23 protein-coding genes and 2 tRNA genes are annotated in these 22,774 nt (G+C 66.6%); 17 read left to right on the top strand and 8 right to left on the bottom strand.

The window, feature by feature from the left end; genetic code table 11:
* Window positions 1-25: 25 nt before the first annotated feature.
* Genes yidC through rpmH form a run of 4 tightly spaced genes read right to left on the bottom strand, consistent with a single transcriptional unit; the run spans window position 26 to window position 1,988 of the window.
* Entirely contained in the window at window positions 26-1,102 is a 1,077-nt protein-coding gene (yidC, locus tag NI2_RS24905) for a membrane protein insertase YidC (RefSeq protein ID WP_067495115.1), read from the bottom strand.
* Window positions 1,103-1,106: 4 nt separating this feature from the next.
* Window positions 1,107-1,406: a membrane protein insertion efficiency factor YidD gene (yidD, locus tag NI2_RS24910; RefSeq protein ID WP_067495118.1), complete on the bottom strand. Its 300-nt coding sequence runs from the start codon at window positions 1,404-1,406 to the stop codon at window positions 1,107-1,109.
* Window positions 1,406-1,822 (bottom strand): ribonuclease P protein component, encoded by a 417-nt coding sequence (gene rnpA, locus NI2_RS24915; RefSeq protein WP_067495121.1) that lies wholly within the window; start codon window positions 1,820-1,822, stop codon window positions 1,406-1,408. The genes yidD and rnpA overlap by 1 nt, the downstream gene beginning before the upstream one ends.
* A 22-nt stretch (window positions 1,823-1,844) precedes the next feature.
* Window positions 1,845-1,988, bottom strand: coding sequence for a 50S ribosomal protein L34 (gene rpmH / locus NI2_RS33240; RefSeq protein ID WP_071932098.1), 144 nt, complete (start codon window positions 1,986-1,988; stop codon window positions 1,845-1,847).
* A 686-nt stretch (window positions 1,989-2,674) separates the two neighbouring features.
* Between rpmH and dnaA the strand changes: the two genes are divergently transcribed.
* The 13 genes from dnaA to NI2_RS24975 all read left to right on the top strand — a co-directional run bounded on the left by dnaA (window position 2,675) and on the right by NI2_RS24975 (window position 18,533).
* On the top strand, window positions 2,675-4,837 hold the full coding sequence (gene dnaA, locus NI2_RS24920; RefSeq protein WP_067495124.1) for a chromosomal replication initiator protein DnaA: 2,163 nt from the start codon (window positions 2,675-2,677) through the stop codon (window positions 4,835-4,837).
* Between the two features lie 773 nt (window positions 4,838-5,610).
* Window positions 5,611-6,786, top strand: a complete 1,176-nt coding sequence (gene dnaN, locus NI2_RS24925) for a DNA polymerase III subunit beta (RefSeq protein WP_067495127.1) — start codon at window positions 5,611-5,613, stop codon at window positions 6,784-6,786.
* Between the two features lie 17 nt (window positions 6,787-6,803).
* A complete protein-coding gene (recF, locus tag NI2_RS24930; protein WP_067495130.1) occupies window positions 6,804-7,988 on the top strand; it encodes a DNA replication/repair protein RecF in 1,185 nt (394 codons plus the stop codon).
* A 102-nt stretch (window positions 7,989-8,090) separates the two neighbouring features.
* Window positions 8,091-8,657 carry a DUF721 family protein gene (locus NI2_RS24935; protein ID WP_067495133.1) on the top strand — a complete coding sequence of 189 codons (567 nt, stop codon included), beginning with the start codon at window positions 8,091-8,093 and terminating at the stop codon, window positions 8,655-8,657.
* Between the two features lie 397 nt (window positions 8,658-9,054).
* Window positions 9,055-11,088, top strand: coding sequence for a DNA topoisomerase (ATP-hydrolyzing) subunit B (gyrB, locus tag NI2_RS24940; RefSeq protein WP_067495136.1), 2,034 nt, complete (start codon window positions 9,055-9,057; stop codon window positions 11,086-11,088).
* 54 nt (window positions 11,089-11,142) lie between these two features.
* Window positions 11,143-13,653, top strand: coding sequence for a DNA gyrase subunit A (gene gyrA, locus NI2_RS24945; RefSeq protein ID WP_067495139.1), 2,511 nt, complete (start codon window positions 11,143-11,145; stop codon window positions 13,651-13,653).
* Between the two features lie 39 nt (window positions 13,654-13,692).
* Window positions 13,693-14,715, top strand: a complete 1,023-nt coding sequence (locus NI2_RS24950) for a DUF3566 domain-containing protein (RefSeq protein WP_067495142.1) — start codon at window positions 13,693-13,695, stop codon at window positions 14,713-14,715.
* Window positions 14,716-14,852: 137 nt separating this feature from the next.
* Window positions 14,853-14,926 (top strand) — tRNA-Ile (locus NI2_RS24955).
* Window positions 14,927-14,955: 29 nt separating this feature from the next.
* Complete coding sequence (locus tag NI2_RS34785; RefSeq protein ID WP_210740150.1) at window positions 14,956-15,063, top strand: DLW-39 family protein; 108 nt, start codon at window positions 14,956-14,958, stop codon at window positions 15,061-15,063.
* Window positions 15,064-15,094: 31 nt separating this feature from the next.
* Window positions 15,095-15,167 (top strand) — tRNA-Ala (locus tag NI2_RS24960).
* 5 nt (window positions 15,168-15,172) lie between these two features.
* Entirely contained in the window at window positions 15,173-16,111 is a 939-nt protein-coding gene (locus NI2_RS24965) for an acyl-CoA dehydrogenase middle domain-containing protein (RefSeq protein WP_067495145.1), read from the top strand.
* Between the two features lie 572 nt (window positions 16,112-16,683).
* Window positions 16,684-17,679 (top strand): ATP-binding cassette domain-containing protein, encoded by a 996-nt coding sequence (locus NI2_RS24970; RefSeq protein WP_067495148.1) that lies wholly within the window; start codon window positions 16,684-16,686, stop codon window positions 17,677-17,679.
* Between the two features lie 59 nt (window positions 17,680-17,738).
* Entirely contained in the window at window positions 17,739-18,533 is a 795-nt protein-coding gene (locus NI2_RS24975) for an ABC transporter permease (RefSeq protein WP_067495430.1), read from the top strand.
* A 4-nt stretch (window positions 18,534-18,537) separates the two neighbouring features.
* On the opposite strand, the gene NI2_RS34525 is transcribed toward NI2_RS24975, so the two are convergent.
* Window positions 18,538-18,714, bottom strand: coding sequence for a hypothetical protein (locus NI2_RS34525; protein WP_166655808.1), 177 nt, complete (start codon window positions 18,712-18,714; stop codon window positions 18,538-18,540).
* Between the two features lie 99 nt (window positions 18,715-18,813).
* Here NI2_RS34525 and NI2_RS24980 point away from each other — a divergent pair, with 99 nt between their 5' ends.
* Window positions 18,814-19,341, top strand: a complete 528-nt coding sequence (locus NI2_RS24980; protein ID WP_067495441.1) for a peptidylprolyl isomerase — start codon at window positions 18,814-18,816, stop codon at window positions 19,339-19,341.
* A gap of 76 nt (window positions 19,342-19,417) precedes the next feature.
* On the opposite strand, the gene NI2_RS24985 is transcribed toward NI2_RS24980, so the two are convergent.
* A complete protein-coding gene (locus NI2_RS24985) occupies window positions 19,418-19,876 on the bottom strand; it encodes a PH domain-containing protein (protein ID WP_067495151.1) in 459 nt (152 codons plus the stop codon).
* Between the two features lie 76 nt (window positions 19,877-19,952).
* A complete protein-coding gene (gene crgA, locus NI2_RS24990; protein ID WP_067495154.1) occupies window positions 19,953-20,216 on the bottom strand; it encodes a cell division protein CrgA in 264 nt (87 codons plus the stop codon).
* Window positions 20,217-20,311: 95 nt separating this feature from the next.
* Between crgA and NI2_RS24995 the strand changes: the two genes are divergently transcribed.
* From NI2_RS24995 to NI2_RS25005, 3 genes are all read left to right on the top strand, one after another.
* The gene (locus tag NI2_RS24995) at window positions 20,312-20,974 is read left to right on the top strand and encodes an aminodeoxychorismate/anthranilate synthase component II (RefSeq protein ID WP_067495158.1); all 663 of its coding nucleotides are present in this window, start codon (window positions 20,312-20,314) and stop codon (window positions 20,972-20,974) included.
* On the top strand, window positions 20,971-21,723 hold the full coding sequence (locus tag NI2_RS25000) for a RibD family protein (protein ID WP_243750039.1): 753 nt from the start codon (window positions 20,971-20,973) through the stop codon (window positions 21,721-21,723). Before NI2_RS24995 ends, NI2_RS25000 begins: the two co-directional genes overlap by 4 nt.
* 131 nt (window positions 21,724-21,854) lie before the next feature.
* The gene (locus tag NI2_RS25005) at window positions 21,855-22,313 is read left to right on the top strand and encodes a deaminase (protein WP_243750038.1); all 459 of its coding nucleotides are present in this window, start codon (window positions 21,855-21,857) and stop codon (window positions 22,311-22,313) included.
* Between the two features lie 6 nt (window positions 22,314-22,319).
* On the opposite strand, the gene NI2_RS25010 is transcribed toward NI2_RS25005, so the two are convergent.
* On the bottom strand, window positions 22,320-22,739 hold the full coding sequence (locus NI2_RS25010) for a CBS domain-containing protein (RefSeq protein ID WP_067495164.1): 420 nt from the start codon (window positions 22,737-22,739) through the stop codon (window positions 22,320-22,322).
* Window positions 22,740-22,774: the final 35 nt, after the last annotated feature.

Raw genomic sequence — 22,774 nt, forward strand, 5'->3', positions numbered from 1 at the left:
GGATTTCCCTCTATCCGGTCGCGTCTCAGCGCTTACGCTTCTGGTTCGCGCGGCCACGATTACCCGGCCGCTGCTGCCCGCCGGGCTTGCGCTTTCCGCCGCCCTGCTTGGCCGACTGCTTCGGGGTGCCGTTGCTCGCCGAGGTTCCGTTCGCCGAGGGCGACTCGTCGGCAGGTGCGTCCTGCTTCTTGCGGACGTCGACCGGCTTGGCACCGGGCTTGGGCGCGTTCTGCGCCCGCAGCTCGAGCTTCTTCTGCTTCTTGGCCTCTTCTTCCTTCTCCATCCGGCCGAACACCAGGTGCTGCTGTCCGTAGGTCCAGATGTTGTTGGCCACCCAGTAGAGCAGGATGCCGATCATCAGGAAGGGGCCACCGACCATCACGCCGAGGGGGAAGACCCACAGCGACAGCTTGTTCATGATGGCGGCCTGCGGGTTGGCCGCGGCCTCGGGGGTCTGGCGGGCGACGGAAGCGCGAGCGTTGAAGTGGGTCGCCACACCGGCGATCACCATCAGCGGGACGGCGACGAGGCCGATGCTCATGCGGGTGGGGGTGCCGCCCCAGTCCGCGAACGCCTGCAGCTCACTCACCGGCGCGGTGATGAACGCCGCGATCGGGGCGCCGAAGATGCGGGCGCTCAGGAACGACTGGACGTCGGTGGCGCTGAAGATGTAGTTGCCGATGTTGGCGTTTTCCTCGGCGGTCAAACCGAGCTGACCCCAGCCGTGACCGGTCCGGTTGAACGAGCGGAGCACATGAAAGAGACCGAGGAACACCGGCACCTGCACCAGCACCGGCAGACAGCCCATGAGCGGGTTGAAGCCGTGTTCCTTCTGCAGCTTCTGCATCTCCCGCGCCATGGTCTCGCGGTCGTTCTTGTACTTCTTCTGCAGCTCCTTGATCTGGGGCTGCAGCTCCTGCATCTGCCGCGTGGTGCGGACCTGCTTCACGAACGGCTTGTACAGCACCAGCCGCAGGGTGAAGACCAGGAACACCACGGCGAGGCTCCAGGTGAGCCCGCTGTCGGGGCCGAACACGAAGCCGAAGGCTTTGTGCCAGAACCATAGGATGGCGGATACCGGCCAGTAGATGATGTCGAGCACGGCTCTAGGTACTCCCGTCGTTCGTATCGCCGATCAGCGCGGGCGATGACTTGGTGAAAGCATTCGACCCGCGCTCCGGCACGGGATCCCACCCCCCAGGGTGCCAGGGCGCGCATTTGGCCAGGCGAACGACCGTCAGTACCGATCCGACGACCAGCCCGCGGGTCCGCAGGGCGGTCACCGCGTACTCGCTGCACGTGGGGGTGAAGCGGCAGATCGGCATCCGGGTGGGGGAGACATAAGTGCGGTAGAGCTCGATCAGGAAGATCAGCGCGTTCGCGGGTAACCGAGCGAGCGTGCGCATTACCGTTCACCGGCCGTGGTGCGACCGAGCGCGGCCGCCGGAACCCGTTGCAAGCCGAGCTTGCGGAGGCCGGCGCGCAGCTGGCGCAGCAACTCGACGGAGTCGGCGGTGGCCGCACCGGGCAGGGCCCGGATCACGACATCGGTATCGGCGGGCAGTTCATCGATCACCTGGGCGCACATATGACGCAGGCGGCGGGCCACCCGGTGGCGAACCACCGCGTTACCCACCGCCTTGCTGACAATCAGCCCGAACCGAGGACCGCCTACGCGGACCAGGGAATCGCCGTCGGCGACATCGTCGTACGTGTGCGTGAACGCGTGTACGACGAGATCTCGCCTCCCGATTCGCTGACCGCGGCGCACCGTGCGGGAGAAATCAGCACGGTGGTGCAACCGATACGGCTCAGGCAACACCCGAGCGTCCGACTACGCGCGATCAGGCAGTCAGTTCGGAGCGGCCCTTACGGCGACGCGCCGAAACGATGGCGCGGCCCGCACGGGTCCGCATCCGGAGGCGGAAGCCGTGCACGCGCGCCCGACGACGGTTGTTCGGCTGGAACGTCCGCTTGCCCTTGGCCACGGTCAACACTCCTCGAGTTGGTGGGCACCGGTGAGGTACCCGAAGTTTTCGGTGATTCGGATTCTGCGCTGCGGACCGCGGTCTACGCACAGAGTGCCTTGGCGATCAGCGTGCAGCGCACAGCCGCCACCGCGCCAAGGGGTGACTGTATGAGGGTACTGATCGCCCCATACAGGGTCAAATTCGGCCCACATAGGGCGAAACGGTCGGTGAACGTCCGGCCCCGGATAGGGTCGGGACGAGTACCTAGGTGCAGATTACCTGTTGGCCGTGTCCGACCGTCGGCGAGCCGACCTGCGGCGACACGCCCGGGCGTCACCGACGCGGACAGCAACTTTTCGTGAGTTCCTCCACACCTCTGGCGTCGCTGGCGCCTTGCGGCTAGCCTCTGTAGCCGGGGGATTGCTGAAGAACCGCAGGTCCAGCTTCTTTCACTGCCACACGCTGGCAGAATTCCTCTATCCCCAGGTTTGTCCACATCTGTGGATAATTGTGTGGAAAGACGGCCGGAGTGGCATATTCGTAGGGCCGACGGTGCCCTCGCCAAGTCCGATCCCGGGACCGCACGGCGTTCGAACCGGCTTCGGTTGTTCGCTTCGATCACGCCGATCGCACCTGGTCACAGGTGCTGCGCTGGCGTGCTCGGCGGCCGTTGGCCCAACAAACCGGTCCGGGGAGGACGCTGCATGGACGACGAGCAGAACGTGCTGGCCACAGTGTGGCCGGAGGTGGTCGCCGAACTCACGACCGGCTCGGCCGACGGCGCCATTCCCGCGGTGAGCCGAGCTCAGCAGGCCTGGTTGAAGCTGGTGAAACCGCTCACCGTCGCCCAGGGTTTCGCGTTGCTGTCCGTTCCGTCGTCGCTGGCCCAGGAGGCGATCGAGCGCGACCTGCGCGAGCCGATCCTGCGTTCGCTCGGCCGCAGACTCGGGCCGCAGGTGGAAGGACTCGGTGTGCGTATCGCCGCGCCGAGCCCGGCCGCGGGGGAGCGCACGGGCAGTTCGCCCCGGCACGCCAGGATGACGAGCCGTCCGGAGCGTCCGCGTGAGCAGGTCCGCCCGCCCGCCGGCTACCCCGGCCCCGATTTCAGCGTGCCCGACTATCCCCAGCGCGGTGACTACGGCAGGCCGCGCTACGGCGCCGACGACTACAACGGCAACTCCGGCGAGTACGGCAACGACTACCAGCAGGCGCCCGACTACCAGCGCGACGGCGAGTACGGCAGCAGCTTCGGTGGCCGCGAGTTCCCGGCGCAGACCGGTGAGTACGGCGAGCGCGCCGAATACGCCGGACCGCGTGAGTACCCGGCCGAGCCGGAGTACCAGCAGCAGGGCGATTACCAGCAGCAACCGGAGTACCAGCAGGCTCCCGAGTACGCCAAGCCCCAGGAGTACAAGGCCGGCGAGTACAGCGGTGAGGATTTCCCCGGTGCCGATTTCGAGCCGACGGCTGTCTACCCCGTTCCCGATTTCAACGGCGAGTTCGCCGGCCGTCCTGACTTCCGCGGTACCCGTCCCGAACAGCGCGCCCCCGAACCAACCCCGGGCAGGCGCGAGCAGGGATCCTCGCGGCGCGATCATTCCGGGCAGGAAACCCTGTTCGGCACCGATCCGCCCGCACGCGCGCCGCGACGGCCGCAACCGCAGGAGGAGCCGGCCGCCGCGCGTGTCGATGAGACACCGGCCGATATCGCGCCCGAGCCACCGCGCCCCGGGACGCCGGGCGCTCAACCGGTCGACGACGAGCCGGTGGTCGACGCGCGCAACAACTGGCCGACGTATTTCAGCAAGTCGCCCGAGGCTCCGCCGCAGTCGTCGTCCTCGGCCAGCCTGAACGCGAAGTACACCTTCGAGACGTTCGTGATCGGCGCGTCGAACCGGTTCGCCCACGCCGCCGCGGTGGCCATCGCGGAGGCGCCCGCCCGGGCCTACAACCCGCTGTTCGTCTGGGGCGCTTCGGGTTTGGGCAAGACACACCTGTTGCACGCGGCCGGTCACTACGCGCAGCGGCTGTTCCCCGGCATGCGGGTGAAGTACGTGTCGACCGAGGAATTCACCAACGACTTCATCAACAGCCTGCGCGACGACCGCAAGGTGGCCTTCAAGCGCCGCTACCGCGAGACCGACATCCTGCTGGTCGACGACATCCAGTTCATCGAAGGTAAGGAAGGCATCCAGGAGGAGTTCTTCCACACCTTCAACACCTTGCACAACGCGAACAAGCAGATCGTGGTGTCCTCGGATCGTCCGCCCAAGCAGCTGGCCACCCTCGAGGAGCGGCTGCGGACCAGGTTCGAGTGGGGCCTGATCACCGATGTGCAGCCGCCCGAACTCGAGACCCGCATCGCGATCCTGCGCAAAAAGGCCAGGATGGACCGGCTCGACGTGCCCCACGACGTGCTGGAACTCATCGCGAGCCGGGTGGAGCGCAATATCCGCGAACTGGAGGGCGCGCTGATCCGGGTGACGGCCTTCGCCTCGCTCAACGGGCAGCCGCTCGACCTGTCGCTGGCCGAGGTGGTGCTGCGGGACCTGATGCCCGACACCGCCGCGCTCGAGATCAACGCGGCCACGATCATGGCGGTCACCGCCGAGTACTTCAATACGACGCTGGAGGAGCTCACCGGGCCGGGGAAGGCGCGTCCGCTGGCCCAGGCGCGCCAGATCGCCATGTACCTGTGCCGTGAGCTGACCGATCTGTCGCTGCCCAAGATCGGGCAGGCGTTCGGCCGCGACCACACCACCGTGATGTACGCGGAGAAGAAGGTGCGCAAGGAGATGACCGAGCGCCGCCGCGTCTACGACCAGGTCCAAGAACTTACAGCCCGAATTAAACAGCGCTCGCGCTGATTCCATCCACACCCTCGAACACCGCCCTGAGCTGGGGCGGTGTTCTTTTTTGCCCTGTGGAATCCCTGTGGAGTCCTCGAGGAATCCACCGGTTGTGCACCGGTTCACACACAGGCCTGGGGAGGGAGCTGGGGAGCATCTACCCACAGGCAGTTGTGCACATCGTCCACAGGTTCCTCCACCAACAGCCTGTGAGTGCCACTGACCTGCGGCGGCGCCGGATCCGGCCTGTGGATTCCTCGAGGACTTCTTGTGGACTCCTCGAGGAATCCACCGGTTCGTCACCACCCTTGGTCAGGGTGTGAACAAGTGGGTGAAATCGGTGGAACAACTCGAGGACTACTCGAGGATGGATGTGGGACAACTTCGGGTGTCCACAGACACTCCCGATTCATCCTCGAGTCACTCCACGGTCATCCCCATGCCACCAAGCCCTCTGAGCTGGGAAAACGACGGAAGTCCACAGATTCCACAGTGCCTACTACTACTTCAGTTCTCATTCATAGAGAGATCTCTTTAAAACAGGGTGTGTGGAAACTCGGTCGGGGCAGCTCGGCTCGGTCGGTGGTTCACTCACAGGCATGCAAGGACAGGAGGGGATGGTTCAGGACGCGCGGAACTCGTAGAGGGTCGATGCGGAGATCGCGCGTTGTCCGGGTACCGTTTGGTTGTCGGCAGGTTGTGCGAGACTCAGTGCGCGGCCGACGCAGCACCTCAACTCCGCTGAACACACCCGCATACGGATTCGAAACTCGGAGAGGACAAATCGGGCGATGGAGCTTGCGAGCATGAAGTTTCGGGTCGCCCGAGAGGATTTCGCCGAGTCGGTGGCCTGGGTGGCCCGTAGCCTCCCGTCCCGGCCTCCTGTGCCGGTTCTCGGTGGCGTCCTGCTGGTGGCCGACGAGAACGGCCTGACGGTCTCCGGCTTCGACTACGAGGTGTCCGCGCAGATGCGCGTCGCGGCCGAGGTCGCCGGTCCGGGTCAGGTCCTGGTCTCGGGTCGTCTGCTGGCCGACATCACCAAGGCCCTGTCGAACAAGCCGGTGGACGTGTCCGTCGACGGCACCCGTGTCCTCATCGCCTGTGGCAGCGCCAAGTTCTCCCTACCGACCATGCCGGTCGAGGACTATCCCCAGCTGCCCGAGGTGCCCCAGCAGACCGGTGAACTCACCGTCGACGTGTTCGCCGAGGCCGTCGGTCAGGTCGCCGTCGCCGCCGGCCGTGACGACACGCTGCCCATGCTCACCGGTATCCGCGTGGAGATCGAGGGCAACGACGTGGTGCTCGCCGCCACCGACCGCTTCCGCCTCGCCGTGCGCCACCTGCAGTGGCAGCCAACCCGCCCCGACATCGAGACCGCGGTGCTCATCCCCGCGCGCACGCTCTCCGAGGCCGCCAAGACGCTCGGTACCGCCTCGGCGCCCGTGCAGCTCTCGCTCGGCAACGGCAACGGCGCCGACGGTCTGCTCGGCATCGTCAACGCGGGCAGGCGAACCACCACCCGCCTGCTCGACGCGGAATTCCCCAAGTTCCGCCAGTTGCTCCCCAAGGAGCACACCTCCATCGCCACCCTGCCGGTGTCGGCGCTGTCGGAGGCGATCAAGCGTGTGGCGCTGGTGGCCGAGCGTGGCGCCCAGGTGCGCCTCGAGTTCTCCACAGACGGTGTACTGCTGTCCGCCGGTGGGGACGACGCGGGCCGCGCCGAGGAATGGCTCGAGGCCGATTTCCGTGGTGAGCCGCTGACCATCGCGTTCAACCCCGGATACCTCACCGAGGGTCTGTCGGCGCTGCACGCCGATCGGGTCACCTTCGGCTTCACCACGCCGAGCCGTCCCGCCGTGCTGCTGCCCGCCTCCGACGAGGAACCCAAGGTGCTCGAGTCCGGTGCGTTCGCGGCGCTGGAGAGCCAGTACATCTACCTGTTGATGCCGGTCCGGCTGCCCGGCTGAGCGGGGCCGCGCCGCACATGTTCATCCGTGCGCTGTCGGTTCGTGATTTCCGCTCGTGGGAACACGCCGAGCTGGAGTTGTCCCCAGGTCGCACCGTCCTGCTGGGGGCGAACGGCAACGGCAAGACCAATCTGCTCGAGGCGGTCGGCTACTTGGCGACGCTCGGCTCGCACCGGGTCTCCGCCGACGCACCGCTGATCCGGATGGGCGCCACCCAGGCCGCGATCGGGGCGACCGTGGTGAACGCCGGCCGCGAGTTGCGGGTGGATGTGGAGCTCAAGCAGGGTGCCGCCAACCGCGCGCAGATCAACCGTTCGCCGGTGCGCCGGTCGCGCGAGATCCTCGGCATCCTGCAGACCGTGTTGTTCGCGCCGGAGGATCTCGCGCTGGTCCGTGGCGACCCGGGGGAGCGGCGCCGGTTCCTCGACGAGTTGTGCACAGCCCGCCTGCCCAGGCTGGCCGGTGTGCGCGCCGACTACGACAAGGTGTTGCGCCAGCGGTCGGCGCTGCTGAAAACCGCTGGGCGCCAGGTGCGTTCGCGCTCGGACTTGAGCACGCTCGACGTGTGGGACGGGCACCTGGCCGAGCATGCCTCGGTGTTGCTCACCCAGCGGCTGCGCCTGGTGCACGACCTGTATCCCTATCTCGCACAGGCATATCGGTCGATCGCGCCCGAATCACGCCCGGCCGCAATCGCTTACCGCTCCGGGTATCTTCCGCCGGACCTGCTCGATCCCGCGCGGGTACCCGAACCCGACGACGTGGACCAGGTGCGCGAGATCGTGCTGCGCGAACTGGCCGCCGCGCGCGGCCGCGAACTCGACCGCGGTGTGTGCCTGGTCGGCCCACATCGAGACGATCTCGAACTGCTGCTCGGCAGCGCGCCTGCGAAGGGGTTCGCCAGTCACGGTGAGTCGTGGTCGTTCGCGCTGGCGTTGCGGTTGGCCTCGTTCGAGTTGTTGCGCAACACCGGCGCCGAACCGGTGCTGCTGCTCGACGACGTGTTCGCCGAACTGGACCGGCGGCGCCGGACCGCGCTCGCGGAGGTGGCGGCCGGTGCCGAACAGGTACTCATCACCGCCGCGGTCGCCGAAGACGTGCCTGCCGAACTGGACGCCGCGCCGCTGCGGGTGCAGACCGAGGGCGACGCGGACCGGCGAACGTCACGGATCGTGGCCGAAGATATGCACAGCCAGCCATAGTTATCAACAGGCCCTGTGGAAAACCGTGGACATGCTGGACATATGCCGCATCGGTGCGCGACGGCGCTGTCGGGCACCCGGCGTAGACTCCCGAACCGACCGATGAGCCTCGAGACCGGAAGGTGGGACCGCGTGCAGGACGAGCCGGAAGCGGAACTGCGCGGGATCGATCTGGCCCGCCGCGCCCTCGAGGAAGCACGGGCCGCGGCCAAGGCCAGCGGCAAGTCGGTCGGGCAGGGTCGGGCGTCGCCGGTGCGCAAGCTGCGCGCGGGTGGACGCCGCCGCAGCGGCTGGTCCGGTGCGGGCCCCGACGCCCGCGATCCCCAGCTGTTGTCCGCGCTCGCGGGGTCGATCGCGAAGAATCGTGGCTGGTCAGGCAAGGTTGCCGAGGGAATGGTCTTCGGTCGCTGGCCGAGCGTGGTGGGTGAGGACATCGCCGCACACGCCACCCCGGTGACCCTCGAGAACGGCGTGCTCAAGATCGCTGCCGAGTCGACGGCCTGGGCCACCCAGCTGCGGATGTTGCAGAGCCAGATTCTTGCCAAGATCAACGCGGCGGTCGGGCAGGGCGTGGTCACCTCCCTGCGGATCACGGGTCCGGCGGCGCCGAGCTGGCGCAAGGGCGAACGCCACATCAAAGGCCGCGGCCCGCGCGACACCTACGGATAGCCGGGCGGTCACCGGTGCGAGTTCCGTTGTGGCACCGCCGCTTCGATCCCCAGATTCGCGACCTGTGGACAAAGCCTGTGGATAACTTTCGAAAGGCGATGACAGCACGCGCGAGAACATGGGTAACTCACCGGGCACGGGCCAACTTGCCCACTTCCCGAAGCTTGCCGCGTCATCGCGTCTCCACGCTTCCGAATCTGGCCAAGATACGCGGGGAGGCGGGCCAGCTCGAGTTCTCGCATTCACGGCGACGTCAGGGGTGTCGTAGGTGCACTGTAAGTTGGCCTTACCAGTAGGATGGTGACGTAACCAGCGGCGAACCCTCGACGCGCGTGTTGTGCAGCCGCTTGCGAGCTGTCCGCGCCAGGGATCAGCAAGTAAGGAGAGCTACCGACAAGTGGCTGCCAACGACTCCAACGCATCGGGCAACAATTCGGGCTACGGTGCCTCGTCCATCACGGTCCTCGAAGGCCTCGAGGCGGTGCGCAAGCGCCCTGGCATGTACATCGGTTCCACCGGTGAACGCGGTCTGCACCACCTGATCTGGGAGGTTGTGGACAACTCGGTCGACGAGGCGATGGCGGGCCACGCGACCAGGGTCGACGTGACGCTGCTGGCCGATGGTGGTGTCGAGGTCGTCGACGACGGCCGAGGTATCCCCACCGCCATGCACGCGCAGGGTATTCCGACCGTCGAGGTCGTCATGACCCAGCTGCACGCCGGCGGCAAGTTCGACTCCGACGCCTACGCCGTGTCCGGTGGTCTGCACGGTGTCGGTATCTCCGTGGTGAACGCCCTGTCGAGCAAGCTGGAAGCCGAGATCGACAACGACGGCTACCACTGGACCCAGGTCTACAAGGATTCCAAGCCCGGCAAGCTGGTCCAGGGCGAGCCGACCGACCGGACCGGCACCACCATCCGGTTCTGGGCCGATCCGGAGATCTTCGAGACCACCACCTACAACTTCGAGACGGTCGCGCGCCGTCTGCAGGAGATGGCGTTCCTCAACAAGGGCCTGACCATCACCCTGACCGACGAGCGGGTGAGCGATTCCGAGGTCACCGACGAGGTGGTCAGCGAGACGGCCGAGGCGCCCAAGCACGCCGACGAGGTCGCCGCGCAGGCGGTCGAGCACAAGGTGAAGACCCGCACCTATCACTACCCGGGCGGTCTGGTGGATTTCGTCCGCCACATCAACCGCACCAAGTCGGCCATCCACAACTCGGTCGTCGGCTTCACCGGCAAGGGCACCGGGCACGAGCTCGAGGTCGCGATGCAGTGGAACTCGGGTTACTCCGAGTCGGTCCACACCTTCGCCAACACGATCAACACCCATGAGGGCGGTACCCACGAAGAGGGTTTCCGCGCGGCGCTCACCACGGTGGTCAACAAGTACGCCAAGGAGAAGAAGCTTCTCAAGGAAAAGGACGGCAACCTCACCGGCGACGACATCCGCGAGGGCCTGGCCGCCATCGTGAGCGTGAAGGTCGGCGAGCCGCAGTTCGAGGGCCAGACCAAGACCAAGCTCGGCAACACCGAGGTGAAGTCGTTCGTGCAGCGCGCCTGCAACGAGCACCTCACGCACTGGTTCGAGGCGAACCCGGCCGACGCGAAGACCATCGTGCAGAAGGCCGTGTCCTCGGCGCAGGCCCGGATGGCCGCCCGTAAGGCACGTGAGCTGGTACGCCGCAAGTCGGCGACCGACCTGGGCGGGCTGCCCGGCAAGCTGGCCGACTGCCGCTCCAAGGATCCGGGCAAGTGCGAGATCTACATCGTCGAGGGTGACTCCGCCGGTGGCTCGGCCAAGTCCGGCCGCGACTCGATGTACCAGGCGATTCTTCCGCTGCGCGGCAAGATCATCAATGTCGAGAAGGCCCGCATCGACCGCGTCCTCAAGAACAACGAGGTCCAGTCGATCATCACCGCGTTCGGCACCGGTATCCACGACGAGTTCGATATCGCCAAGCTGCGCTACAACAAGATCATCCTGATGGCCGACGCCGACGTCGACGGTCAGCACATCGCCACGCTGCTGCTCACGCTGCTGTTCCGCTTCATGCGTCCGCTGGTGGAGCAGGGCCACGTGTTCCTGGCCCAGCCGCCGCTGTACAAGCTCAAGTGGATGCGTTCGGAGCCGGAGTTCGCCTACTCCGACCGCGAGCGCGACGCGCTGGTCGAGGCCGGTCTGGCCGCGGGCAAGAAGATCAACAAGGACGACGGCATCCAGCGCTACAAGGGTCTGGGTGAGATGAACGCCAAGGAGCTGTGGGAAACCACCATGGATCCGTCGGTGCGGGTGCTTCGTCAGGTGACGCTCGACGACGCCGCCGCGGCCGACGAGCTGTTCTCCGTGCTGATGGGCGAGGACGTGGAAGCACGTCGCAGCTTCATCACCCGTAACGCCAAGGACGTTCGCTTCCTCGATGTGTGAGCGGTGCTGCGCCACCGCGCGCCCGCGAACACATCAGCCCTCTAAGGAGATTCGATGACTGAGACCACGCTGCCACCGTCCGGCGGTGCGGGCGACCGGATCGAACCGGTCGACATCCAGAACGAAATGCAGAGCAGCTACATCGATTACGCGATGAGCGTGATCGTCGGCCGCGCGCTGCCCGATGTGCGCGACGGCCTCAAGCCGGTGCACCGGCGCGTGCTCTACGCCATGTACGACAACGGTTACCGCCCCGATCGCGGTTACGTGAAGTCGGCGCGTCCGGTCGCCGAGACCATGGGTAACTACCACCCGCACGGCGACTCGTCGATCTACGACACCCTCGTGCGCATGGCCCAGCCGTGGTCGCTGCGGTACCCGCTGGTCGACGGCCAGGGCAACTTCGGTTCCCGCGGCAACGACGGCGCGGCAGCCATGCGTTACACCGAGTGCCGTCTCACGCCGCTGGCGATGGAGATGCTGCGCGATATCGACAGTGAGACCGTCGATTTCGTGCCCAACTACGACGGTCGCTCGATGGAGCCGACCGTGCTGCCGGCGCGCGTGCCCGCGCTGTTGATGAACGGCAGCAACGGCATCGCCGTCGGTATGGCGACCAACATCCCGCCGCACAACCTGAACGAGCTGGCCGAGGCCATCTACTGGTCGCTGGAGAACTACGACGCCGACGAGGAATCCACCCTCGCCGCGTGCATGGAGCGCGTCAAGGGCCCCGACTTCCCGACCCACGGCCTGATCGTCGGCAGCCAGGGCATCCACGACGCCTACACCACCGGTCGCGGTTCCATCCGCATGCGCGGTGTGGTGGAGATCGAGGAAGACGCGCGTGGCCGCACCACGATCGTCATCACCGAGCTGCCGTACCAGGTGAACACCGACAACTTCGTCAACTCGATCGCCGAGCAGGTCAAGGACGGCAAGATCGCGGGTATCTCCGATATCCACGACGAGTCCTCCGACCGTGTCGGCATGCGCATCGTGGTGACGGTCAAGCGCGACGCCGTGGCCAAGGTCGTGCTGAACAACCTCTACAAGCACACCCAGCTGCAGACCAGCTTCGGTGCGAACATGCTCTCGATCGTCGACGGTGTGCCGCGCACGCTCCGCCTGGATCAGATGATCCGGCACTACGTGAACCACCAGCTCGAGGTCATCGTCCGGCGCACCCGCTACCTGCTGCGCAAGGCCGAGGAGCGGGCCCACATCCTGCGCGGCCTGGTGAAGGCGCTCGACCTGCTCGACGAGGTCATCGCCCTGATCCGCCGCTCGGCCAACACCGACACCGCGCGTACCGGCCTGATGCAGCTGCTCGACATCGACGAAATCCAGTCGACCGCCATTCTCGACATGCAGCTGCGTCGCCTCTCGGCACTGGAGCGGCAGAAGATCGTCGACGATCTGGCCAAGATCGAACTCGAGATCGCCGACTACAAAGACATTCTGGAGCGGCCGGAGCGCCAGCGCGCGCTCGTGCGCGACGAGCTGGCCGAGATCGTCGAGAAGTACGGCGACGACCGGCGGACCCGGATCATCGCCGCCGACGGTGACGTGGCCGACGAGGATCTGATCGCCCGCGAGGACGTGGTCGTCACGATCACCGAGACCGGTTACGCCAAGCGGACCAAGACCGACCTGTACCGCTCGCAGAAGCGCGGCGGTAAGGGCGTGATGGGTGCCGGCCTCAAGCAGGACGACATCGTCAAGCACTTCTTCATCTCCTCCACCCACGACTGGCTGCTGTTCTTCACGAACAAGGGCCGGGTGTACCGGGCCAAGGCCTACGAGCTGCCCGAGGCCAACCGCACCGCGCGTGGTCAGCACGTGGCCAACCTGCTGGCGTTCCAGCCGGACGAGAAAATCGCCCAGATCATCCAGCTCAAGACCTACGAGGACGCCCCGTACCTGGTGCTGGCGACCCGCGCGGGCCTGGTGAAGAAGTCCAAGCTCACCGATTTCGACTCCAACCGGTCCGGTGGCATCGTCGCGGTGAACCTGCGCGACGACGACGAACTGGTCGGTGCGGTGCTGTGCTCGGCCGACGACGACCTGCTGCTCGTCTCGGCGCACGGCCAGTCGATCCGCTTCGCCGCGACCGACGAGGCGCTGCGCCCGATGGGCCGCGCCACCTCCGGTGTGCAGGGCATGCGGTTCAACACCGACGACGAACTGCTCTCGCTCAATGTGGTTCGCCCGGACACCTATTTGTTGGTCGCGACCGCCGGTGGGTATGCCAAGCGTACGGCGATCGAGGAGTACACCGCGCAGGGTCGCGGCGGAAAAGGCGTATTGACAATCCAATACGATCCGAAGCGTGGCAGCCTGGTGGGTGCGCTCATCGTCGACGACGAGGACGAGTTGTACGCGATCACTTCCAGTGGTGGCGTCATCCGCACCGCGGCCAAGCAGGTCCGCAAAGCCGGACGCCAGACCAAGGGCGTGCGATTGATGAACCTCGCGGATGGCGATACCTTGCTAGCGATCGCGCGCAACGCCGACGAGCCCGATCCCGATCAGCTCATCGGCGACGCGGCCTCGGAGCAATAACCCAACCAGCGGCGGCAACGAACGGATCTGAGGATTCCATTGACCACACCGAATCAGTCGAACGACGATCGGAACCAGACCAACGGCGTCACCGAGCGGGTCGCCTCGTCTCCGATCCAGCCGCGGCCGATCCCACGTCAGGGTGCGGCCGAAGGCGCCAAGGCACCGGAATCCGGTGGCGCCGGGGACGAATCGTTCGACCAGGCCACCGTGCGGATGGGTACCGAGCCGAACGGGCCTGCCAACGGCTCGGGCAACGGCAAGGGTAAATCGCCCTATCAGGACGGCTGGGCGCAGTTGCCGCAGCGGGAACCGCAGTCCAACCTGTACCGACCGGGTGAGGCGCCGAGCCAGGGCCGCCCGTCCTCGGGTGGTCAGGGTGGCGGTGGCCTCAAGGGCAGCGGTCCGTCCAACGCGCGCACCACCGCCGACCTGGCGGCCAAGGCGGCGCGCAAGGAAGCCGCGATGGTGAAGTCCGTCGGTATCGATGGGCCGACCCGAAGCATCGCGCGTCCCGAACTGGTCAAGGACATGCCCGATCTATCGGATGTGCGTCATCCGGGGTCGGACCTGCCGATGGCCAACACCGGGCTGCCGATGGCTCCCCAGCAGCCGCAGAGCGGACCGTCGGCGCGGGCCGCGGCCGCCTCTGGCCCGGTGTCGCCCGCCGTTCCGGTGGCCATCGCGGCCGCCGCGTCGGGTGAGCCGCTGCGCGCGACGGTGCAGATCCGCCGCATCGATCCGTGGTCGACGCTGAAGATCACGCTGGTCATCAGTGTGGCGCTGTTCTTCGTGTGGATGGTCGCCGTCGGCCTGCTCTACATCGTGCTCGCGGGCATGGGTGTGTGGGACAACCTGGACAACTCGCTGGGCGAGATGTTCAACCAGGAGGGCAGCTCGGGCGGCCTGATCGACGCGGGCACGATCTTCGGGTACGCGGGCGTCATCGGGCTCATCAACGTGGTGCTGTTCACCGCGCTGGCGACGGTCGGTGTGTTCATCTACAACCAGTGCTGCGATCTGGTCGGTGGCATCCAGGTGACCCTGGCCGATCCGGACTAGGGACACGCGTTTTCCGGCACGGCCGGTCGGACCAGGAAACTGGCTCTGACCGGCCGTTTTGGTTATCGGCGGGAGGGTAAGGTAACCTCGTGTCTCGTTGCGGTTCACTGCTCCGGCAGGGGAACGGAATCGAGTTCGGGCCTATAGCTCAGGCGGTTAGAGCGCTTCGCTGATAACGAAGAGGTCGGAGGTTCAAGTCCTCCTAGGCCCACTCCCGAACATCACAGTAGGGTGGGAATCATGAAGATTGTCCTCACGGTCGGTGTTGTGATCGCGGTTCTCATCGGTATCACCAAATTCCGCAAGCGCGACGAAGCCGATCTCTGGCGTGAGGTCACCACCCGCTGATTCGGGTTGCCAGCCGGTACACCACCGGTAAGGGGCCTTAGCTCAATTGGCAGAGCACTGCCTTTGCAAGGCAGGGGTTAGGGGTTCGATTCCCCTAGGCTCCACTTCTGTGAATTCCTCGGTTTTCGATTTCCTGCTCACCGCCACCCCCGGTGCCGCCGATTCGGCGGATTTCGCGGCGGACTGGGCACGTCACCGCGCTCGCTGTGCGGATCTCGCCAATTCTGTCGACCGCGCCGCTGTCGCCGGATTCGACAGTGTCGCATTGGGTTCCGCGTTCCTCGGTGGGTATCAGGAAGCGCTGCACGCGCTGGTGCCAGTACTCGCCCCGGACGAGCTGAGTTCGATGTGCGCGACCGAGGCCACCGGAGCACGACCCTCGGCCATGACGACGGCCGTCACCGGCGACGGGATGGTGACCGGAACCAAATCGTTCGCCACCCTCGGCACCTCCGCCACCCGGTTTCTCGTGATCGCCCGCGCGGGCACACATTCCGACGGCAAGCCGGACCTGCGCGCCGTGCTCGTCGCGGGCGGACCGCAGGCGGAGGTGACCCCGCTGCCGCCGTTGCCGTTCGCACCGGAGATCCCGCACGCCACCGTCGGTTTCACGGACGCGCCGGGAGAAACGCTACCCGGCGACGGGTACGCCGACTACCTGAAGCCGTTCCGCACCGTCGAGGACCTGCACGTGCTTGCCGCTGTGCTCGGTCAGCTAGTGCGGGTGGCCCGACAAGCACAATGGCCCGCCGACGCGCTCACGGCCCTGCTGGCGCTGTTTGCGGCCGTCCGTGGCCTCAGCACCGAACCCGCCGCGTCGGCGGGCGTGCACATCGCGCTCGCCGGCGTCTTCGATCGCTGCACCGCGCTGCTCACCGAACTCGCACCGCACTGGGACCGGGTGGATCAGGAGATCCGGCAGCGCTGGGAGCGGGACGCGCCACTGCTCGGGGTCGCCGGGAAGGTCCGTGCGGCCCGGCTGGCTACCGCCTGGCGCACAGTGGCCGAACAGGGGGCCGGCGCGCCTGCGGGCCACGAGGATCACTAGCTGTTCTCGTGGCCGCGTCACGTGGCCTGAACCCGGCTGTCGGGCGATGGAACTGCACCTTGCCGGAAAATGGGGAGCGGGCCTCGGCGAAGGGGGGGAGTTAGCCGAGGCCCGCGTAGGGTCGGCCCGGGGGGGAGGGGCCGACGTGAACGATCCTACGCGATCCACGCGGAAATCGTGTACGCGCAACGGATCAGTTTCCGAGAATTTTTCGTGTCGCGGCCCGTCATGGGGCCGTCGGCCGCAGCCGCGGAGCGGTCGCCGCGGTGTTGTGAGACATCACAAACGTCTTATGAACACCCGAAGTGGCTGGTACGCAAGGTATTACGGCTCGCGCGAGCTGAACATGTTCTCGTCGGGGTCGCCGTGCGGCCACCCGCAATCCGGGCCGGAGCGCAGCCGCATCGCCGAAAAATCAGTCCGATTCGCCGCGTGTCGCATGCACTCGGCATGTCGAACAGATTTGTACATCTGACATGCGAACCACCCGAAATGAGGATGCGACTTGTCGGTGGGTGGGGCAATACTGAGGCCACCAAGGGTTCGCGAACTACGACATCATCAGGAGAATCATGCCCGACGCAATCGTCGCCGAGGGTCTGGTCAAACGGTACGGACAGCTCACCGCACTGGACGGGCTGGATCTCTCCGTCCCCGAAGGCACCGTCACCGCACTTCTCGGCCCGAACGGCGCGGGAAAGACCACGACTGTCCGTGTACTCACCACTCTGCTCGTTCCCGACGAAGGCCGCGCCACCGTCGCCGGGGTCGATGTCATCAACAATCCGCAGGCACTGCGCTCGCGCATCGGCGCGTCGGGCCAGTACGCCGCCGTCGACGAGTACCTGACCGGCTTCGAGAACCTCGAAATGGTCGGCAGGCTCTATCACCTCGGCACGCAGCGCAGCAAGGAACGGGCCCGCGAGCTGCTCGAACGCTTCCGGCTCACCGACGCCGCCGACCGCCCGGTGAAGGGCTATTCCGGCGGCATGCGCAGGCGCCTGGACCTCGCGGGCGCGCTGGTCGCCAACCCGCCGGTGCTGTTCCTCGACGAGCCGACCACCGGCCTCGACCCACGCGCCCGCCTGGATCTGTGGGACGTGATCGAGGAACTCGTCTCCGGCGGCACCACCCTGCTGCTCACCACCCAGTACATGGAGGAGGCCGACCGCCTGGCCGACTCCATCGCGGTGATCGACCGCGGCACCGTCATCGCTCGCGGCACCGCCGACGAACTCAAGGCACTCGTCGGTGGCGACCGCATCGAACTCACCGTCGCCACCGCCGACCAGCTCACCGACGCCAAACAGGTGCTCAGCGGCCTGGCCGACGGCGAAATCCACATCGAACCGGGGCTGCGCAAGATCACCGTGCCCGTGGCCGACGGTTCCCAGGACCTGGTCACCGCCATCGGCAGGCTCACCGAGCACAAGGTCGAGATCAACGACGTCGCCCTGCGCAGGCCTTCGCTCGACGACGTATTCCTCACCCTCACCGGGCACGAGGCCGAAGAACTCGTCGCCGGGGATGCCGAGAAGGCAAGCGTCAAGGAAGGACAGAGCCGATGAGCGTCTCGATCGACAAGACACCACCGGTGACCGAGCCGAGCCTGGAAGAACGGCTGGCGATGGTGGTCAGCGACAGCCTCACGATCGCCAAGCGCAATGTCATCAAGATCAAGCGCGTGCCCGACGTGCTGATCTTCACGACCATGTCGCCGATCATGTTCGTGCTGATGTTCGCCTACGTGTTCGGCTCGGCGATCAAGGTGCCGGGGCTGGAAGGCGGCTACCGCGAATTCCTGATCGCGGGCATCTTCGTCCAGACCGTGGTGTTCGGTGCCTCGTTCACCGGCGCCGGCCTGGCCGAAGACATGCAGAAGGGCATCATCGACCGGTTCCGGTCGCTGCCGATGGCGCCCTCGGCGGTGCTGTTCGGGCGCACCATCAGCGATGTGGTGATCAACCTGGTCAGTCTCGTTGTCATGTCGCTGACCGGGTTGATCGTCGGCTGGCGTATTCGTGGGTCCATTCTCGATGCGGTGCTCGCGTACCTGCTGATGCTGCTGTTCGCCTACGCGCTGTCGTGGATGATGGCCGTGGTCGGGTTGCTCGTGCGGGCGCCGGAGGTGTTCAACAACGCCAGCTTCATGGTGATCTTCCCGCTGACGTTCCTGTCCAACGCCTTCGTGCCGATCAACGACTTGCCCGGGCCGCTGCGCGTATTCGCCGAGTGGAATCCGATGTCGGCCGTCACCGAGTCGGTGCGTCAGTTGTTCGGCAACACCAGTCCGCTGGCCCCCACTTCGGAGGCATGGTCGATGCAGCACCCGGTGGCCACGTCGCTGATCTGGATCGTGCTGATCCTGCTGATCTTCGTGCCGTTGGCTCAGGTGCAGTACAAGAAGTCCGTGAGCCGCTGAGGGTTCAGCTCGCGCCGGTCTCCGCGACGGGGGCCGGCGCGGAGCCGTTGCGGGAGTAGCCGAGACGCGGCGGTTCGGCGGCGGGTTCGGGCAGCTGGGGGCGCTTGCTGCGGGCGATCCAGGCCAGCGCGCCCGCACCGGCGATCGCGAGGGAGGCGATGAGCGGGTTACGAAGCTTCATGCGACCACTGTGGCATAGAACGCCGCCGACGGCACAAACACGAAAACCACGCTTCACCAGGTGCCCGGCAGCGCGGTGACCGCGTGGCACCATTGCTGCGTGACCTCACCCCTTCAGACGGCCGTGGCGACGCTGCACACCAACCACGGCGATATCAAGATCGCGCTTTTCGGTAACCACGCGCCCAAGACGGTGCGCAATTTCGTCGGCCTCGCCGACGGCAGCGCGCCGTACACCACCCCGAACGCGGGTGGCACGGAAGCTGGCCCGTTCTACGACGGCGCCGTCTTCCACCGGGTGATCCCGGGATTCATGATCCAGGGCGGTGATCCGACCGGCACCGGCCGCGGCGGTCCGGGATACGAATTCGGCGACGAATTCCACCCCGAGCTGCGCTTCGATCGCGGATACCTGCTGGCCATGGCCAACGCGGGACCGGGCACCAACGGGTCGCAGTTCTTCATCACCGTCGGCCCGCAACCGCATCTGAACCGCAAGCACACGATTTTCGGCGAGGTGGTCGACCCGGATTCACGCAAGGTGGTCGATGCGATCGCGGCGGTGAAGACCGACCGCAACGATCGTCCGGTCGAGGAAGTCGTCATCTCGTCCATCACGATCGACTGATACCCGCGCCCCGAATAGAAGAACTCCCCGCCGCGATCGTCGCGGCGGGGAGTTCTTTGCTTCACGTGAAACAACGTCAGTCGGTGGCGACCTTCGCGAAGCCGTTGACGACCAGGGCGTCGAAGACGTCGGCGGGGTTGGCGCCCAGGTCCCAGCGGCCGAAGATCAGCAGGCGCTCGGAGTCGTTGTGGCGGACGTCGACCTCGAGCATGGTGTTCTTACGGCCGATGCGTCGGTAGGAGGTCACGCGGATCCGGTCGATGTGGTCGAGGGGGTATTCGTCGCGGCCGGTGAGAGTGCCGACGATCAGGCGCGGCGGGGAACCAGGGACCATGGTGAGCCGGGGGCGCTGACGCAGCGCGAGCACGGCCATGGCCAGCACCGCGACGGCGGCGACGCCGAGGAAGAGCCGCGAGGGACCGTCCTGGGCGAGAACGGCCGCTACGGTCAGCAGGAGGCCACCGCCGGTCACCGCGACCAGGGCGGCGGTCGGCGTGGTCCAGGACAAACTGGCGGCGGGTCGACCTGCGTTCACGCGGCTTGTTCCCTCATTGATCCTCGACTTGTCCACAGCTTCATCCACAGGTGTGCATGAATGACAACGGTGTAGTTCAGCGCCACCGCATGGTCATGATGAGCCCGATGACCATCAGACCGAAACCGATCAGGAAGTTCCAGGCGTTCAGGTCGTTCATCCAGCTGATCTTCTCGGCGGCCAGGTAGTACACGAGCAGCCAGAGCAGGCCGGCCAGCATGAAGCCGAGCATGATCGCGACGTACCAGACAGGCGACGGACCCGCTTTGACCTTCACCGGGGTACGGCTGGCAGGGCTCGGGGTGTAATCGGCCTTCTTACGGACCTTGGACTTGGGCATGACGTCCTCGTATTCTCCGGTACTGGTCGCCTCCTAGGCTATCCCACCAGGTAATGGATGCGACGACCTACCGGCCGGGCACGTACCCTCGTTGCATGCGTGTTCTGGTCGTCGACAACTACGACAGCTTCGTGTTCAACCTGGTGCAATACCTCGGCCAGCTGGGTGCCGACGCCGTCGTATGGCGAAACGACGACCCGCGCCTGGCCGACCTCGACACCCTGCTCACCCGTGGCGACGAAGGCGGCACTTTCGACGGCGTGCTGGTGAGCCCCGGGCCGGGCAGCCCCGACCGGGCGGGCGCGAGCATTCCGCTGGTGCACGCCGCCGCCGAGTACGAGAAGCCGTTGCTCGGCGTGTGTCTCGGACACCAGGCCATCGGCGAGGCCTTCGGCGGCACCGTCGACCGGGCACCGGAACTGCTGCACGGCAAGACCAGTTCGGTGTACCACCTCGGCTCGGGCGTGTTGGCCGGTCTGCCCGACCCCTTCACCGCCACCCGCTACCACTCGCTCACCGTGCTCCCGGAGACCATGCCCGCGGAGCTGGAAGTGGTCGGCCACACCGAGAGCGGCATCGTGATGGCCATGCGGCACCGCAGCCTGCCGATCCACGGCGTGCAGTTCCACCCGGAGTCGGTGCTCACCCAGGGCGGGCACCGGATGCTGGCCAACTGGCTCGAGGTCTGCGGCGAACGCCCGGCCGAGGCGCTGGTGTCGGCGCTCGAGGCGGAGGTCGCCGCGCTGGTGACCCCGTGAGCGAGGTGCCCGCGGCATCCGGCGGTGGCGACGGGAGCGCCGCCCCGCCGAGACGCCCGCGAGTGCTGTTGTCCGTGGCGACCAGTCTCGACGGCTACATCGATGACGCGAGCGCGCAGCGGCTGCTGCTGTCCAACAGCGCCGACTTCGACGAGATCGATCGCTTGCGCGCCGAGTCCGACGCGATCTTGATCGGCGCGGGCACCTTGCGGATCGACAATCCACGGCTGCTGGTCAACAGCGCCGAGCGGCGGGCAACACGCGTCGCGTCGGGGCGCCAGGAGTATCCCGTGAAGATCACGGTCACCGCATCGGGCGAGCTGGATCCGGCGCTGCGCTTCTGGCACACCGGTGGCGCGAAAATCGTGTACACCACCACGGCGGGCGCGGTCCGGCTCGGTGATCGACTCGCAGGCACGGCCGAGGTCGTGTGCCTGGGCGACCGGCTCGACCTGGCCGCCTTGCTGGACGACCTCACCGCGCGCGATATCCACAGGCTGATGGTCGAAGGCGGCACCGGGATGCACACCGCGTTCCTCGCCGCCGACCTGGTCGACGAGATCCGCTTGGCGATCGCGCCGATCCTGGTCGGTGACGCGGCCGCTCCCCGCTTCGTCGGTCCGGCCCTGTTCCCCGGCGGACCGCAGCGTCGACTCCACTTGACGGGTGTGGAACAACTTGGGGATGTCGCTGTCATGAACTACCTGGTCGGCGCACCGACAGACCCGGTTCATCCACCGGACCTGTGATCGGATTCCGGCTGCCGACCTCGGGAAATACCGCTGTTCACAGTTCATCCACCGGTGTACTGCACAACCTGAACATGACCGACTCCACAACTCCCACAGGCTGTGGACAACTTCCGAACCCAGGGGAAACCGTGCACACAGACAGCCTCGATCACCGCTTCATGCACAGGGCCATCGAGCTGGCCCGGCAGTGTCCGCCCAGTTCGACGGCCTACTCGGTGGGCGCGGTCATCGTCGTCGACGGTGTGGAGATCGCCACCGGCTACTCACGCGAGACCGACGAAAAGGTGCACGCCGAGGAATCGGCGCTGAACAAACTCGACGCCGACGACCCCCGCCTGGCCCGCGCGACGATCTACAGCACGCTCGAACCCTGCTCGACGCGCGCAACCGCGACCCGGCTGCCCTGCACCGACCGCATCCTGGCGGCGGGTATCCCCAGGGTGGTCATCGCCTGGCGCGAACCGAGCCTGTTCGTCGCGGCCTGCGAGGGTGTGGACAAACTCCGCACCAATGATGTGGAGGTCGTCGAACTCACCGACCTGGCCGAGGCGGCCAGGTCGATGAACGATCACCTCGACCTGAGCTGAGGGGAGTCAGGGCCGCCCGTAGATGGCGGTGACGAACTCGCCGAGCTGATTGTCGTCCAGGTGGCGAGCCAGATCGGCCTCGCTGATCATGCCGACCAGCCGCTTGTTCTCGATCACCGGCATCCGCTTCACTCGATGGTCTTCCATCTGGTCGAGCACGTCTTCCACATCGGCGTCCGCGCTGATCCAGCGCGGCGTCGCCTCGCACAGTTCGGCCGCGGTCGTCAGTTCCGGCGACAGGCCGCGCGCGATGCACTTCACGACGATGTCGCGGTCGGTGATGATGCCGCACATGCGTTCGTTGTCGTCGGCGACGACGAGCGAGCCGACACCGAGATCGGCCATCGCCGCCGCGGCCGTGGCCACGGTGTCGTCGCGGGTGATCCACTGAGCGCCGGGCTTCATGATGTCCCTGGCTGTGGTCATGGGCTACCTCCTCGTTCAGCAGTGCTGGGTGGGAT

It is taken from the genome of Nocardia ignorata NBRC 108230, from assembly GCF_001612905.1.
Taxonomy (GTDB): domain Bacteria; phylum Actinomycetota; class Actinomycetes; order Mycobacteriales; family Mycobacteriaceae; genus Nocardia; species Nocardia ignorata.

Excerpts from the sequence above, each read along its gene's own strand:
- yidD (WP_067495118.1), bottom strand. The coding sequence starts at position 1,406 with ATGCGCACGCTCGCTCGGTTACCCGCGAACGCGCTGATCTTCCTGATC.
- dnaA (WP_067495124.1), top strand. The coding sequence starts at position 2,675 with ATGGACGACGAGCAGAACGTGCTGGCCACAGTGTGGCCGGAGGTGGTC.
- dnaN (WP_067495127.1), top strand. The coding sequence starts at position 5,611 with ATGGAGCTTGCGAGCATGAAGTTTCGGGTCGCCCGAGAGGATTTCGCC.
- recF (WP_067495130.1), top strand. The coding sequence starts at position 6,804 with ATGTTCATCCGTGCGCTGTCGGTTCGTGATTTCCGCTCGTGGGAACAC.
- NI2_RS24935 (WP_067495133.1), top strand. The coding sequence starts at position 8,091 with ATGAGCCTCGAGACCGGAAGGTGGGACCGCGTGCAGGACGAGCCGGAA.
- gyrA (WP_067495139.1), top strand. The coding sequence starts at position 11,143 with ATGACTGAGACCACGCTGCCACCGTCCGGCGGTGCGGGCGACCGGATC.
- NI2_RS34785 (WP_210740150.1), top strand. The coding sequence starts at position 14,956 with ATGAAGATTGTCCTCACGGTCGGTGTTGTGATCGCGGTTCTCATCGGT.
- NI2_RS24970 (WP_067495148.1), top strand. The coding sequence starts at position 16,684 with ATGCCCGACGCAATCGTCGCCGAGGGTCTGGTCAAACGGTACGGACAG.
- NI2_RS24975 (WP_067495430.1), top strand. The coding sequence starts at position 17,739 with ATGGTGGTCAGCGACAGCCTCACGATCGCCAAGCGCAATGTCATCAAG.
- NI2_RS34525 (WP_166655808.1), bottom strand. The coding sequence starts at position 18,714 with ATGAAGCTTCGTAACCCGCTCATCGCCTCCCTCGCGATCGCCGGTGCG.
- crgA (WP_067495154.1), bottom strand. The coding sequence starts at position 20,216 with ATGCCCAAGTCCAAGGTCCGTAAGAAGGCCGATTACACCCCGAGCCCT.
- NI2_RS24995 (WP_067495158.1), top strand. The coding sequence starts at position 20,312 with ATGCGTGTTCTGGTCGTCGACAACTACGACAGCTTCGTGTTCAACCTG.
- NI2_RS25010 (WP_067495164.1), bottom strand. The coding sequence starts at position 22,739 with ATGACCACAGCCAGGGACATCATGAAGCCCGGCGCTCAGTGGATCACC.